This window comes from Paenibacillus lignilyticus, assembly GCF_017942085.1.
Classification (GTDB): Bacteria; Bacillota; Bacilli; order Paenibacillales; family Paenibacillaceae; genus Paenibacillus_Z; species Paenibacillus_Z lignilyticus.
Window position 1 is genome coordinate 45,628 of sequence record NZ_JAGKSP010000002.1, and the last position, 14,720, is coordinate 60,347.

A 14,720-nucleotide genomic window follows, 5' to 3' on the forward strand; every position below is an offset into this window, starting at 1 on the left:
TGATTTGCCGTGCAGGTAAAGCTGCTAACACCAACCCAATGGGCGTCTGCGAAGGAGAAGGTCACCCGCTTCTTATACCGGTATGGCGACGATCGCATTACAAATGCAGCCTTGGTTGAGCTGCGGGAGCTTCCCGCGGCGCAGCTGGCCTGCAGCCGTTCCGGCGAGTCGCCTGCCGCAATTGCACTGGCGATCTCAAGCAGCGGCAAGCTGGCTGCGTGCGCATTTGCTGCCGAAGGCGGCGAACGCGCATGCTTCGTCGTCGTTGCCCCGGAGTTCCGCGGACAAGGCGCCGGGAGCGCGCTGCTAAAGGCGCTCAGTCAGCGCATGGGCTCTCTCAGCTGCACTGTCGCCTCTGATAATCCCTCCAGTATGGCCATGTGTTTCCGTGCCGGCATGAAGGCCGTGAGCTTGCATACCGGCCCGACAGGCAAGCCGACATTGCGTTTTGAGAGTTGATTTGAAGCGGGTTTGACCTCCGCAACGCCTTAAGTCTATGCTTCCGAAGTTCGTTTTTGCGGTCACTGCAAAACCTTTTAGGAGGAGTCCTTATGGTTCAGCCGGTTCTCGGCATCCTGACGCTCTATTTGAACGACAAGGGATTGCTCGAGGAGAAACCGATCTATCAACGCATGACGTTGGCCGGCAAGAAGCTCGGTCTTGAAGTATTTGTGTTCACACCGGCGGACGTCAACTATTCAGATAACCGGATTCATGCCCATATCTATGACACCGCATCGAAAAGCTGGTCGCGCAAATGGCGCTCCTTCCCCCATATGATCTATGATCGCTGCCGCATTCAGCGCAGCCATCGCTTCGTTCAGCTCAGCCATTTCCGTAAGAAATATGGCCACTTGACCTTCTTAAACAGGGTACTCCGCAACAAGTGGACGGTGTACCGCACGATGCGCAAGGAGGATGGCTTTGTCCCGCATCTCCCCATGACGCGGCTATACGAGAGTCCCGGCGATCTGACGGAAATGATCCGTAAGTATCCGCTAATCTACTTGAAGCCGATCAATGGAACCGGGGGCAGAGGTATACTACGCATCGAGAAACAGCAAGGCGGCGAGTATTTAATCCAGGGAAGAGACCAAGATCGGCGCATCGTTCGCCCCCAGCGTGCATCACTCTCCGGCATTCAAGGCAGGCTGGCCTCCTGGGACCTGAAAGGGAACCGGTATCTCGTGCAGCAAGGCATTCAGCTTAAGCTGCCGAATGGCCGCGTGCATGATTACCGGATGCTCGTGCAGAAGAACGGCAAAGGGGAATGGGAAGTGACCGGCTGCGCGGGACGAATCGGCGCTTCCGGCAGCATTACCTCCAACCTCCACGGAGGCGGCCAAGCGATCAAGATGCAATCGCTGCTGAGCGACTGGATTAGGAACGAGGATACCGCTGCCGATATTATGAAAAAGGCCGAGGATTTCGGCGTGAAAGTAGCTGCCTATCTCGAAGAGTCTTATGGGCGATTATGCGAGCTCGCGCTTGATCTGGCCATCGACCGGAGAGGACAGATCTGGCTGCTTGAGGTGAATCCGAAGCCGGCTCGCGAAGTATTCGCGCAGGCCGGGGAGCGCGAGACCTATAAGCAAGCCATCGTCCGGCCGCTGGAATACGCCGTCTGGCTTTACGATCAGAAGAAGCGGCGCAAAGAGAAACAGGATAAACAGGATAAACAGGTGCCTTCGCTGGATTAGTCCAGCTGGCACGTGACGGAGCTGCCAGAGGCGCGCCGGTAGATTCCACTGCAAGCAGATTCGTTTGTTGAGTACACATAGTTGGTCATTAAAGAGAGGTACCATGTACCTCTCTTTGTGGTGCATCCTCACTTTACCGCCAATGTGCGGTAACCATTTCCTCTCTTCGCAATCCATCCACGCTTTCCCACTCATGTAGGGTAACCACTACCTCTGTTCGCAATCCATCCACGCTTTCCCACTCATGTGCGGTAACCACTCCCCCTCTTCGCAATCCATCCACGCTTTCCCACTCCTGCTGATGGCGGTAACCATTGGGACAATTTTCACAAACAAAGTTCAACTAAAGGTTTAAATCCTTGCCGATTTTCACCTATGTAAATCCCCTAAAGTAACGATTCCCGAATATGCAGCGCACCTAGAGATCTACTTGAGAGCCATATTGATGATTTTTCGCTAATGTAGCTCGCCTAGAGATCTACTTGAGAGCCATATTGATGATTTTTCGCTAATGTAGCTCGCCTAGAGATCTACATCAAACCCCATTGTGGCGATTTTCGCTAATGTAGCTCACATAGAGGTCTACCTGTACTCTTCCCCCTCACAAAACAAAAAAAAGGCCGCCTCAAAAGTCGCTTCCACACTTTTGAGACAGCCTCTTCATTTCTACGCTTGCGTCAACGCAAGCAGCTCGCGGAAATCAGAGATAAGCGCATCCGCTCCTAGCAGCTCTTCTTTACGCCCGTACACGGCATAGGCGCAGCCGACTACGCCCAGCCCGTTGCTCTTGCCGGCCTCCACGTCGGAGGAACGGTCGCCGACCATCCAGGCAGTCTTGACATCGTGGTCCTCCATGAGCCGCGCTACGAGATGGATCTTCGACGCAGTTCCATATTCTCCCGCACTGTACAATCCATCAAACAACGGTGCGATCCCTTTATAGCGGGCAACCTCTTTCACGTAGCGCTCCAACCCGTTGCTGGCCACAAACAATCGGAATCCTTGCTCCTTGAGTGACTGCAGCGTCTCCGCCACATGCGGATACAGCTCGCCCTCTCCGGCTTCCAAGCCCTCCAGCTCATACTGGAGCAGCAGCTCGTCAGCCCTTCTCTGAGCGGCCTCCGTACCGTCCGGCATTACCTTGCGCCAGATATCCTCCAGCAGCATGCCAAGGCAGCCCAGCAGCTTCTCTACCGGCGGAGTGGGCTTCATATACAACCCTTCAGCCCGCAGCGTTTCGAAGATACGCTCATGCACGTGAATAAGCAGCGTATCCGTTTCAAACAATGTTCCATCCATATCAAATATAATAGCCTCAGGCCGCGACAATGTAACGTTGCTTTGCAAGAAGAAATCCCCTTTTCGCATTATTGCCCTTTATCATACTGGAAAAGAAGACCGTCGCGCAACCTGCATTTACCATTTGCCGGGATCAATATCTTTCGGTCCAAGTCCATCCCATACATTCGTAATGTTTGCTTGCTCCGGATGCTCAAACACAAGGAATGCCGTCGGCAAATATCTGCCCTCGCTGCTCTTAGTCGAAGGTTTGTTGATGACGTGATCATCATTAACCAGCACAGTGGATGACCCTCCGTCTAAATTAGCCGCAATGACTGCCCCGCGCTCCAGCATGATTTGCTGAACATCGTACAGATTCGCTCCAATGCTATGACCGGGCTGTCTGCCGTCGATGACCACGAAGAGAATGGCTCCATCTTCCCTCTGTCCCATCGCCGTCCTAGGAGCAATTCCCCAGCCGTCCGCCGCATTTTTAATAAGTCCCTTGCCGTTCACAATAATGCGAGGCTGGAACGTCACGGCTTCCTGTACCCCCATTTGCTCCAGCTCAGTGAGTGAATAGCGGCCCGCAACCATTTTGCCATCGCGATCCAGTCCTACGACTTGTGTAGTCTTCGATTTGCCCAAATCATCATAGAACAGCTTACCTCCGGACATGACGATGCCAATCGGCTGAAATCCATTCCCCTGCCAATTCGGATCCGCAAAACCACCGCCATTTACGCCAGCTATCGCCCCGGTCCGCTCCACCATACTGCGAACGCGTTCACCGCGGCCTTGTTTCGCCGGAACCCCAATGCGGATTTTCGTTGGATCATTCACCGTCATGACATACCCGCTGTACCCTGTACCGGAAATCTCCTCGATTTCAACGAGCGGCTTTGCTTCCGGCTGCGTACTGACAGGTACGGCTGTATGGATCGGCTGCGGCTGAGGCTGCAGCTGCGGATGGATTTCGTGCGTATCTCGTTCTTCGCCCATAGCATTAAATCGCTGCTGATATTGCTGCACGCGCACGTCCAGCTCGTGCTGCCCGATTATGTACTTTGCCCAGTGCCTGTGCTGCGTTGTAATGAGCGTATCCGCCATCAGATAGCGAAAGTTGCTGCCGGACGGTGTCAGCAGCAGCCACCCGATTCCGGTGATGCCAAGCATCAGCAGAATCATCCCACTTATCGTCATGATGCGGACCATTCGTTTCCAGCGTCTTCTGAATCCATGGTTGGCCGTTGCTTGGTGCTGTAGTGGAGTGTCAGTACGATTTATAGTTGTTTCTCTCGGTGTCGATACATTCGATTGTATGTCCATCCTCCGCCCCGCTTTCCCAGACTTCAATCACATTGTACCTAGTAAACGCGAGGCGGAATATAAAAGTTTCAGTCGAAAGGGGCTTTTGACAAAACTAGTTATATTTCGCCAAAAATTGCTTATCCAAAATCAAAAAAAGCCGGCTCCGCGCTAGGGCCAGCTTCGTACTTATAGATCGATTGAACACGAGTTCAGAACACTTTCTTCGTGCTCTGATCGGCTTTTATCATCTCGACGGCTTCTTTGAAACGCATCGCATGGACGATCTCACGCTCACGCAGAAATTTAAGTCCATCCTGCAAATCCACGTCGTCGGTCATATCGATAATCCATTGGTACGTCGCACGCGCCTTCTCCTCGGCTGCAATATCCTCATACAAATCGGCGAGCGGATCACCTTTCGTCGCGATATAGGCTGCCGTCCACGGCACTCCGGATGCATTGCTATAAAACAGTCCGTTATCGTGATTCACATAACTCGGAGCGAGTCCCGCTTCTTCCAGCTGCTTCGGCGTCGCATCCTTCGTAAGCTTATAGATCATGGTAGCGATCATTTCCAAATGGGCAAACTCCTCCGTACCTATATCGGTAAGCAGGCCAATCACCTTGTTAGGAATCGAGTACCGCTGATTTAAATACCGCAGCGCCGCTGACAGCTCGCCGTCGGCCCCGCCGTATTGCTCGATCAGATAGCCGGCCACCCTGGGATCACATTTGCTGACCCGAACGGGGTACTGGAGCTTCTTCTCATAAATCCACATGGAATCTCCTCCTCTCCTTTCTACACCAGCATGACAGCTCCTATACTTGCCAAGGCCATGGGCATTCGACCCACTGCCACGGGTATTTGGAGTAGCTGTGACCGAATTGCATGAGCGGACCGTATTCCATCTCGAACTGCAATGCACATTGCTGACGCTGCTGGGCCAATTGATTGAACTGCTGAAGAGCCTGAAGGTCATTGGGATGCGTATCGAGATAAAGGGTCAATTCGACCAAAGCAAAGTCCAGCTGCTGCAGCTCAAGCAGCTTCTTATAATAGTTTTCGTCCAGCTGCTTATTCATCCTGCTGCCTCCTCATCGAGCTTTTCGCCTCATAGGGACCGTATAATGCCGGCCAAAGCGTACCTAATTTAAGTGCATCTGCCAGCGAGAACTGCGGTAAATTCATCGGCTGATAGGGTATAAATTCATTCGGCGGGACGTAGTAGGATTTCACATATTTAGGCGGGCAAGGGTCGAACGGACCTATGAAGGGGTACCAATCTCGTGTCGGCTTTATCGCATTCACCTGCATTCTCCTCCTAATAATCGAATCTGACCGGAACAGTAACAAAATTCCATTTCTAATCATATGACATTCGCCCAGTAAATGTTCCTATAGATTATGAATATCGTCCATTTTGATTTCCCGGGGAATAGTGTTGGCCGACAAAGCAAAAAAAGCTGACCCCATCAATCATCCATGATGATTGATAGTGCCAGCCTCAGCTTCTACATCGTTATTCCTTCTCTTCCTGTTCTTGCAGCTCGGATTGTTCCGTCTGCTTCTTCACGCGGTAGATAAACACACGCAATACGCGCAGACGTTCGCTCTCCGCTACTTCAAAGGCGAAATCATCCACTACAATCTTCTTGCCTTTATCCGGGTTACCCTCCAGCTGCGTGAAGAGCCAGCCGCCGATCGTATCGACGTCCTCATCTTCGATATCCAAGTTAAACATATCGTTGATTTCTTCGATCAGCATCCGGCCGTCAACGGAGGTGACATCTCCTTTAACGACAATGTTAGGCTGCTGATTATCGAATTCGTCATGAATTTCACCGACGATTTCCTCCAAGATGCTCTCCGTTGTCAGCATTCCCGCAGTTCCGCCGTACTCATCCACCACGATAGCCAGTTGTGAATGCTTGCGCTGCATCAGCTTCAAAACATGGCTGATCTCCATCGATTCCGGCACATTCAATATAGGACGGAGATATTTATGGATGGACTGCTCCTCATCGGGATCGGATGTAAGTAAATCCGTAATATGTACAAATCCGATAAGCTGATCCTTATCTTCCACACAAACCGGATAGCGGGTATGTTTGGTGGCGTAGACGATCTTCATGTTCTCTTCAAAAGAATGATCCGCATAGAGACAGTCCATATCGGTCCGTGGCAGCATGACCTCGCGAGCCAGCCTGTCGCTAAATTCGAAAATATTATCGAACAAACGAAGTTCATCCTTGTCGATAATACCGCTCTTGGCGCTCTGATTCATCAGAATGCGAATTTCTTCCTCGGTATGTGCCGAATCATGCTCGCTGGCAGGCTGAACGCCAAACAATCGCAGCAAGCGATTTGCCGATCCGTTGAGCAGCCAAATGACAGGCAGAAACATTTTGTAGAAGAACAGCAGCGGCATTGAAAGCCACAGGGATGTTGCTTCCGATTTCTGGATCGCCAGCGATTTAGGCGCAAGCTCTCCAAGTACGATGTGCAGGAAAGTAATGACGAGAAATCCGATAATAATCGAAACCGTATGTACGAGCGTCTCATCGGTCAAACCGAATTTGAAAAACAAAGGTTCAACGATGAGATCGGAAATGGCCGGCTCCCCTACCCAACCAAGGCCAAGAGAAGCTAACGTAATCCCGAATTGCGTGGCTGACAAGTACGCATCCAGCTTTTTATTGACTGTCAATGCGTATTTAGCCCTCTTATGCCCTTCGTTGGACAGCTGAGTCAGCCTTGATGAACGGACCTTCACCAAGGAGAACTCCGCCGCTACGAAAAACCCGTTCAACAATACAAGAATAAGGACTACACTTAAGTTTAACAGAATTCGGCCTGCTTCAAATTCATGCAAAGGCTTCGTCCGCTCCTCTCATCGGCATATTGCCGCTCTATCTATATTATAGGATGGCTTGACGAGTTCCAAAGTCGACATCCCGGTAATACATATCTTTCACGAGCAGGTTCGGTCCGCAGCAGGATGCAGCCGGGCAATGACAATCTACGCTGCGCGCCAGCGGATGTGCAAGCCATCGGCCGAACAGATCGTCTAACCGATCCGATCCAATGTTGCCGAACGCCGGAACATCGGAGAAATCAGTGACGAACACATCGCCGGTAAATAAGTTCACATTCAACCGATTGCGGCCATCGGGATCGTTGCGCACGGTTACAAGCGGGGCCGCCGCCAATCTTGCAAGCAGCTCGCGATCTTCCTTCTGTTCATTACAGTGGTAGAACGGCAGCGTGCCGAAGAGCATCCAGACAGATGGGTCTCGGCTATCCAGCAAGGAAGTAATCGCATCCCGCATCTGTTGCTTCGAAATGACAGGCAAATCCGCCGCGAATGCACTCGGGTACATCGGATGAACTTCATGACGCTTACAGCCCATTTCAAGAATCAGCTTGTGGATTTCCGGCATTTTATTATAAGTCCTGAAATTAATCATCGACTCTGCCGATACGAATAATCCGCCGTCACTTAGTCGCCTTGCATTCTCAATCATGCGGTCATACATACGTGTTGCAGTTTCCTTCGAAACAGGATGCCCGCTTTTGGCAAAGCCTATTTGGTGAAAATCATCGCTGCTCGTGTAATTGAATGAAATATGCATCACATCCAGGTAAGGTGCGATCTCCTCATACCTGTTATAGTCCAATGTGACATTGGAGTTGATTTGTGAAGCTATGCCCCTGCTGCGCGCATACTTGAGCAGCGGAATCATATACTCGCGCACGGCTTTCGCAGAGAACGTCGGTTCTCCGCCGGTAATACTAATCGTCTTCAGATGCTCGACTTCGTCCAATCTGCGCAGCAGCGTATCGAGCGGCAGCTTCGCAGGCTCCGCCATAACTAATGTGTCGCCAACGGCACAATGTTCACAGCGCATGTTGCATAAATTGGAAAGCGTCATCTCTACACTTGTCAGCACATGCCGACCATGCTCGCGCAGTGAAAGAATGGGATCCCACGGATCGTTCGCGGGCGTGTATAACAGCTTTGAATCCGGTTGTACAAAAGATATAGCATTCTGCATATGTTTCAGCACCTTACTTTGTCATGATAAACGCACGCTCTTAAATAACTTTCTTTTATTGTAATGTCCGAAGTCGCTCGTTGCAAACACAATGGCGCAAAAAAACGAAAAGGAGCCTGCTCGGCTCCCCGGACTTCCGTATTGAATTGGGTTGCTGGAGCAGTTACAACTTCTCAGCTTCAGTAAGCCTCTGCAAAAGGTTGATCTTCATTCACGCCAACGATCATTGTCGTCAATTGCTTCGATAAGTCGACCTCGTAAGGCACCTTCAGCTCTTCGCCCTGCTCGTCGTTCAGAATACGAACGACAGGCCTGTGCGGGCAAGAAGCGTTAATATCTACGACGACGCCGGTCTCTCCGGAATGGAACTTCACTGTAATGCCAAGCGGGTAAATGGCGACTTTATCACGGAACAGCTGAAGCATCCGCTGCTCGTATAATGTGCCCGTGCCTGCATATAGGGATTCTACCGCTTCGTGCGGCAGCAGCGGATTCCGATAAATGCGGGTTGTCGTCATCGCATCATAGGAATCAACAAGGCCAATCCATTTCGCGTACTCGTGAATCTCGTTGCCTTTAATGCCGCGCGGATATCCGCTGCCATCCAACCGTTCATGATGCTGATAGGCACAGTGGGCAGCCAGCAACGGAATATTCGGCTCATCCTTTAACAGATAGTAGCCGCGTTCCGCATGCCGTTTCATTTCCTCGTATTCATCTCTCGACAGCGAGCCTTGCTTCTTGAGAATGTTCATGCTAATCTGCGTCTTGCCGATGTCATGCAGCATGGCGCCAAGGCCAAGCGTCATCAGCTCGTCCCTCGAATAGCCATTCGCAATACCCAGCAAAGTCGTATAAACGGATACATTCAGCGAATGCTGGAACAAGTAATCATCCACAATGCCCATGTTCATGAGCATGATCATAGCATCCTTCTGATCCGTCAAATCATCGATAACCATCGTCATTATTTGTTTGAACGATTTCGCTATATATGGATAAGTTACGCCGCTCTTCCGATTAGGACGATCCATTAAATCTCGGAAATTCGTCCTAATCTCGCTAAGCGCCCTATGTCTCGTTTCTTCGCTTATAATATCGGGAATGATCAGATCGGCTGTTCGCGGATCTTGAATATAGACAAAATGAACGCCGCATTCATAAAGGCGAGTTATCAATTTTGCCGTTAATTCGACATTTTCCCCAAGCAGGACCAGTCCATCCTCGGAATATATCTTTTTCGCTAGTCTCATGCCCGGCCGGCACATCTGTGTGGGCAATAATCGCATCGTATCGACCCCTGCCTTGCATCTATTTTCCTAAATTTGTAGGCTAGGTAAGAAGAAATGCTATGCCGTACAGTGTCGGCGCGGTAAGTTTCTTCCCTGAAAATACCAACGAAGCACGGATTGAAAATCCAATACTTTCTAGTACTTATTAAAACCTCGTAATGTTACTGTAAGGGATTTGCGAAAAAAGAGCAATAACCGATTCGCCAAATATCGACATATTCGAGTTATTTTTATTAGCTCATCACAAACAGCCAGAACAAAGCCGCCAATACAAAACGGTAAATAGCGAAATGCGTCAGTCTTACCTTCTGGATGAACCGCAGGAACAAGACGATGACAAGCCAAGCAACAACGAAGGAAACGAGGAAGCCTACGATAAAGAACATCAAATTGTCGCCCTCAATAAACTTGTAGTTGTCGAGCATTTCATAGCCGGTAGCCGCCACCATGATTGGAATTGCCATTAGAAACGAGAAGTCAGCTGCAGCTTTATAGCTTGTCCCTGTCAGCATGCCGCCGGCAATCGTTGAACCCGAACGGGAAAAACCCGGCCATAGCGACAAACACTGCAGCAAGCCGATACCGAAAGCCTGCTTATAAGATATATCATCCATCGTTTCAGAAACGACCTTGATGCGACGAGACTTCTGCAGCCGCTCAGCAGCGATCATATAGATCCCGCCTACAACGAGGGAAATCAAGACCGGGGTCTGATTAAATCCTTCGCCTTTAATAATATCCTTGAGAAGGAAGGCAAGCAGCATGGCAGGTACAATTCCGAGCGCAACATGGATCAAGTTCAATTTGCTTGTTTTGCGTCTTCCGGAAGAAAGCGTGCCCATCGATTGTGCTTTGCGCGATAAACCAAACAAATCGAGAATGCGATCCCAATAAACGATGGCCATCGCTAATATAGCGCCGAGCTGAATGACAATTTCAAACGTAACGATCGCCTGATCGTCCGATGCTATTCCAAGCAGCTTATTCGTCAAAATCATGTGGCCCGAAGATGAAACGGGCAGAAACTCCGTTAACCCTTCCACTATACCTAAAATAATCGCGTGAATAATGTCTCCCATTTGATCCTCCTAAGGCGTTTTTGAAACTTGATTTAATCTTCAATCCAGCGCTGCCGATAGCTATCGGCAATTGCGGCTTTATCGAGCAGCTCCTGCTCCAGCACATCGCGTATAAACTCAGGCAAATAATAGGTAACGTCTGTGCCGTATTTGATTTTCTCATAACCGACCCCAAAGGTAAACATATCGATCGTCCCAACTATGTAGACCCCGTCCTCCTGTAAAGGATGACCGTTCACTACAATGGAGGAAATTCGGCTGTAGTTCGGTCGTTCCGGCGAATAGTGGATTTCGAGTCCGTCTACGGCAAGCGTGCCGAGGACCAGACCGCGGAAACCGAACCCGCGGATCGGTTTATCCACGTATTCGCGTTGGAGCGCTTCTTCAAGCGACAAGCGGATTTCAGTGCCGGTCAGTTTCATCCGGCATGGATTTATCGGCGACGGGCAGAGGGCATGCAAATCGCCTGCCGTCACTTCTCCTGCGGCGAGGCCGCTGAGCAGCTGGCCCGTATTGACGATGCCAATCTCGGCATCGGCTTTGCGCCGCAGGCCTGCGGCGAGCAAATTGGCGAGCGATGTTTCATGCTCGCTGCTTGCAGGCATAGGTTCGTCCAGCACGGTGATAACCCGGCTTAGACGTTGCCTGCTATCCGCTTTAAAGCCGCTGATTAGCGCTGTCGCCTGAGGCTGCTCACTCCTCGACTCCATCGGTACGCATTTCGCACGGAAGATCGGCCGATTCGTTGTGCTCTCCATTCTAATCTCCACGTGCCCGAGATATTCGCCGAATTTGCCCGCTGCGCAGAGAGACGTCTCGCCGATCACTTCAGGCTCTTCGAATAAATGATGCGTGTGTCCGCCAAGGATAAGGTCGATACCCGCAATCTCAGCTGCCATCTTGCGATCCAGCGTAATGCCGACATGCGACATTACCACTACCACATCCACTTGGGATCGGAGTATGGCAACTTGCTCTGCCACAGCCTGCAACGGATCTGTTGCATCCCAGCCAAGAAGTTTATAAAACTCAGCGAAAGCAGCCGTCACGCCAATGAGGCCGATGCGCAGCTTCCCTTTATGAACAATCGTGTTAGGGAGCAGCCAGGACGGACGTTTGCCATCCTCAAGCTGATAGAAATTGGCGCATATCGTCTTAAAGGCTGCTCGTGTACCGTAAGCTTCCGTGAGCTGCTCCGATGTAAAAGTCAGCCCTTCATTGTTGCCAATCGTTACAACTTCGTACCCCGCGGCATTCAGCATATCAATGTTAGCTAAGCCGTCGCTTGCTTCCGTTTCTACGCGCATGCGGTCCATATGATCGCCGATATCCAGGGTTAATACATACTCAGCCCCGTATATACGCCGTGTCTCCTCGATGTATGCAGCCATCTTGGCCGCTTGCTCCAAACGACTGTGAATGTCATTGCTATGTAACAATACGACATCTGGCGCATCCGTTGCCTTATCTTTCATGCTTGCCTCCCGCTTGCAAGGACTACCGCTTTAATCGCATCTCTTCTGCTGAGAAGGTTTGCTTGAAGCCGTAGGATACTTCCCCGCGTTTCTCTTCGTCATGGATGAACTTGCATACGACAACGCTTTTTACATTTAAGCATTCGCTTGAACCATGGGGCACATACAGTCGAATGGGCCCGCCCTTAGGCAGGGGCGCTCCGTCGACGGCATACTGCACGGCAGCATCCTTTAATTGCTCCCAAGGAATAAGGGCCTCGAACGTATCAACGGCTTCTACTTTCAGATGGGTTGGAAGAGGTGCATCGGGAGCGACCCCTTGTTTGCCGCGCCATGCTTCAAACCATGCACCGAAATCGAATGCTTCGCCGGCAGCACCGGCGATTCGACTTGATAACGGAAAGCTGGCGCCTGCCAATTTCGCCATTTCGTCAGCTGTCAGGCTAACAGGCTCTTGACCTGTATATGCAATTGTAATCGAAGTATTCCCCGATTGAACGGTCATGCTGATCCCTCTCTTTTCCCGATACTAATATTATCCGCCTATCTGAGACATCCGTCTTCCGGTAGGCTCATGGCTTTGCGCCTCATTCGAAAGCTTCGCGGCCATTTCATGATTAAGCGGTTTAATCGCCATCGCCTTGCTAAACAGCTCAAGCATCTTCTTCTCGTCGCCTAGGGCAGGCTTCACATTCAATTCATCTACCCAATACAAGCAAGGATGAATATGACCGTCGGCGGTTAAGCGCAGTCGATTGCACCTTGCGCAAAACTGATCACTCACGGGATGGATAAGTCCGAAAGAGCCTTTGCCGCCTTCAATCCGGTAATCGTCGGAAGGACCATTCCCCTGCACGTCATGAATCTGCTCAATATTCAAGCCATTCTCCTCAGCGATCTCAAGAACTCTCGTTAGAGGCAAATAATGATTGCGCCAATTGTCATCGGCATGGCCGATAGGCATATATTCGATAAATCGCACATGAAGCGGTTGATCGCGGGCCATACGCAGAAATGCGGCGATCTCATCCTCATTGACGCCTTTAAGCAGCACGCAATTGAGCTTAATCGGGGCAAAACCGACTTGAGCCGCGACCTCTATGCCTTTCAAAACACGCTTCAAATCACCGCGTCTTGCAATAAATTGAAAACGGGCAGGATCGAGCGTGTCCAAACTAATATTTACACGGTTCACGCCGGCCTCGCGAAGTGCCTTGGCTTGATCAGCGAGGAGAACGCCATTCGTCGTCATTGAGATGTCCTTGATGCCCGGAATGGCTGCGAGCTGCCGGACCAAACCCGCCAGACCCGGGCGGACGAGCGGCTCTCCACCGGTAATTCTAAGCTTGGAAATTCCCAGGCTTGCACCTGCGCGCACGACCTCGGTGATTTGATCATAACTTAGCAGATTCTCCGCGGGTTCAAACTGCACCCCTTCCTCAGGCATACAGTACAGGCAGCGTAAATTGCAACGATCCGTAACGGAAATACGCAAATAATCGTGAACGCGTCCAAATCGATCTGTTAATGCGGTCATTCTCCGCTCACCTCCTCGGTTCCCCAGTCTCTGCCTCTAGCATAACATTTTTGGACACATTATGGTATGCTATGGAGACCATTAACATTACGATAGCGAGAGGTTAAACACATGTCTGTAAAATGGAATATCCACCTTTTTGCCGGTCTGTCCGAGCGTTTTGGAGGGGCTGTCATCACGCTTGAGCTGGATCAAGCCGAGCTCACCGTGCACCAATTGAAGCAGGAGCTGATCACTCGTTATCCTGCGGATTCCTCATTGATTACGATTTCGTTCATGGCCTGCAATCAAGCTTACGCCTCAGACGAGCAGCTTCTACTGGCAAGTGACGAGCTCGCCCTGCTCCCTCCTGTATCAGGCGGGGAAGAAGCAGAACAAGACGTAATCGAGCCCTCAGCAGCTCCTGCCAGCCGCTATGTCGTGACTGAACAGCCGCTGTCGGTAGAAGCGATCACGGCTATGGTCATTGAGCCTGACAACGGTGCTGCCCTTACATTCACCGGCACGACCCGGGAATGGACGCATGGCGCGCGGACCGTACGTCTGGAGTATGAAGCCTACGTCCCGATGGCCGTCAAGACGCTGCAGCAAATCGGCGACGAAATCGAAGCTCGCTGGCCCGGAGCCAAGGTTGCTATCGCACACCGGATCGGCGTCGTCGAAATTGCTGAAATCAGCGTCGTCATTGCCGTCTCTGCCCCTCATCGCGGCGATTGTTATGAGGCAAGCCGATACGCCATTGAACGATTGAAACAAATCGTACCGATATGGAAAAGAGAGATATGGGAAGACGGTTCCGAGTGGAAAGGACATCAGTTAGGTCCGTGGAACCCCGTTACTCCACTATAAAAGGTTATCTGTTGCACTTGTTCCATATTTTAGGATATTAAATAGGGTAAATAGTACTGTTTTTATAACGCTGTCATTGTCAACTCTGCATTTTATTGCTACCATGGTCTTATCACTGCTTAGCCTAATTGATAAGTCAT

At 50.8% G+C, this 14,720-nt stretch carries 16 protein-coding genes; 3 read left to right on the forward strand and 13 right to left on the reverse strand.

Annotated features, from left to right (window positions below; translation table 11 throughout):
* Positions 1-9: 9 nt before the first annotated feature.
* The gene (locus tag I8J30_RS05385; RefSeq protein WP_091220796.1) at positions 10-459 is read left to right on the forward strand and encodes a GNAT family N-acetyltransferase; all 450 of its coding nucleotides are present in this window, start codon (positions 10-12) and stop codon (positions 457-459) included.
* A gap of 92 nt (positions 460-551) precedes the next feature.
* Entirely contained in the window at positions 552-1,700 is a 1,149-nt protein-coding gene (locus tag I8J30_RS05390) for a YheC/YheD family endospore coat-associated protein (RefSeq protein ID WP_210656176.1), read from the forward strand.
* A 133-nt stretch (positions 1,701-1,833) separates the two neighbouring features.
* On the opposite strand, the gene I8J30_RS05395 is transcribed toward I8J30_RS05390, so the two are convergent.
* From I8J30_RS05395 to moaA, 13 genes are all read right to left on the reverse strand, one after another.
* Positions 1,834-1,983, reverse strand: coding sequence for a hypothetical protein (locus I8J30_RS05395; protein WP_210656178.1), 150 nt, complete (start codon positions 1,981-1,983; stop codon positions 1,834-1,836).
* Between the two features lie 383 nt (positions 1,984-2,366).
* Complete coding sequence (locus I8J30_RS05400; protein WP_276316089.1) at positions 2,367-3,047, reverse strand: HAD family hydrolase; 681 nt, start codon at positions 3,045-3,047, stop codon at positions 2,367-2,369.
* A 69-nt stretch (positions 3,048-3,116) separates the two neighbouring features.
* Positions 3,117-4,196 carry a phosphodiester glycosidase family protein gene (locus tag I8J30_RS05405; protein WP_210656180.1) on the reverse strand — a complete coding sequence of 360 codons (1,080 nt, stop codon included), beginning with the start codon at positions 4,194-4,196 and terminating at the stop codon, positions 3,117-3,119.
* A 305-nt stretch (positions 4,197-4,501) separates the two neighbouring features.
* Positions 4,502-5,071, reverse strand: coding sequence for a manganese catalase family protein (locus tag I8J30_RS05410; protein ID WP_210656181.1), 570 nt, complete (start codon positions 5,069-5,071; stop codon positions 4,502-4,504).
* 40 nt (positions 5,072-5,111) lie between these two features.
* Entirely contained in the window at positions 5,112-5,375 is a 264-nt protein-coding gene (locus I8J30_RS05415; RefSeq protein WP_210656182.1) for a spore coat protein CotJB, read from the reverse strand.
* The gene (locus tag I8J30_RS05420) at positions 5,368-5,601 is read right to left on the reverse strand and encodes a spore coat associated protein CotJA (protein ID WP_338044816.1); all 234 of its coding nucleotides are present in this window, start codon (positions 5,599-5,601) and stop codon (positions 5,368-5,370) included. Before I8J30_RS05420 ends, I8J30_RS05415 begins: the two co-directional genes overlap by 8 nt.
* Before the next feature lie 211 nt (positions 5,602-5,812).
* Positions 5,813-7,165 carry a hemolysin family protein gene (locus I8J30_RS05425; RefSeq protein ID WP_240547872.1) on the reverse strand — a complete coding sequence of 451 codons (1,353 nt, stop codon included), beginning with the start codon at positions 7,163-7,165 and terminating at the stop codon, positions 5,813-5,815.
* A gap of 46 nt (positions 7,166-7,211) precedes the next feature.
* On the reverse strand, positions 7,212-8,348 hold the full coding sequence (gene yfkAB, locus I8J30_RS05430; RefSeq protein WP_210656185.1) for a radical SAM/CxCxxxxC motif protein YfkAB: 1,137 nt from the start codon (positions 8,346-8,348) through the stop codon (positions 7,212-7,214).
* A 179-nt stretch (positions 8,349-8,527) separates the two neighbouring features.
* On the reverse strand, positions 8,528-9,637 hold the full coding sequence (locus I8J30_RS05435) for an HD-GYP domain-containing protein (protein WP_091220814.1): 1,110 nt from the start codon (positions 9,635-9,637) through the stop codon (positions 8,528-8,530).
* Between the two features lie 236 nt (positions 9,638-9,873).
* Positions 9,874-10,719, reverse strand: a complete 846-nt coding sequence (locus I8J30_RS05440; protein ID WP_210656187.1) for an undecaprenyl-diphosphate phosphatase — start codon at positions 10,717-10,719, stop codon at positions 9,874-9,876.
* A gap of 32 nt (positions 10,720-10,751) precedes the next feature.
* Positions 10,752-12,194, reverse strand: a complete 1,443-nt coding sequence (locus I8J30_RS05445; RefSeq protein ID WP_210656190.1) for a bifunctional metallophosphatase/5'-nucleotidase — start codon at positions 12,192-12,194, stop codon at positions 10,752-10,754.
* A gap of 22 nt (positions 12,195-12,216) precedes the next feature.
* Entirely contained in the window at positions 12,217-12,699 is a 483-nt protein-coding gene (locus I8J30_RS05450) for a molybdopterin-binding protein (RefSeq protein WP_240547873.1), read from the reverse strand.
* A 30-nt stretch (positions 12,700-12,729) separates the two neighbouring features.
* A complete protein-coding gene (gene moaA / locus I8J30_RS05455; protein WP_210656192.1) occupies positions 12,730-13,731 on the reverse strand; it encodes a GTP 3',8-cyclase MoaA in 1,002 nt (333 codons plus the stop codon).
* A 111-nt stretch (positions 13,732-13,842) separates the two neighbouring features.
* Here moaA and I8J30_RS33550 point away from each other — a divergent pair, with 111 nt between their 5' ends.
* The gene (locus I8J30_RS33550) at positions 13,843-14,580 is read left to right on the forward strand and encodes a molybdenum cofactor biosynthesis protein (protein ID WP_210656194.1); all 738 of its coding nucleotides are present in this window, start codon (positions 13,843-13,845) and stop codon (positions 14,578-14,580) included.
* Positions 14,581-14,720 lie beyond the last annotated feature (140 nt).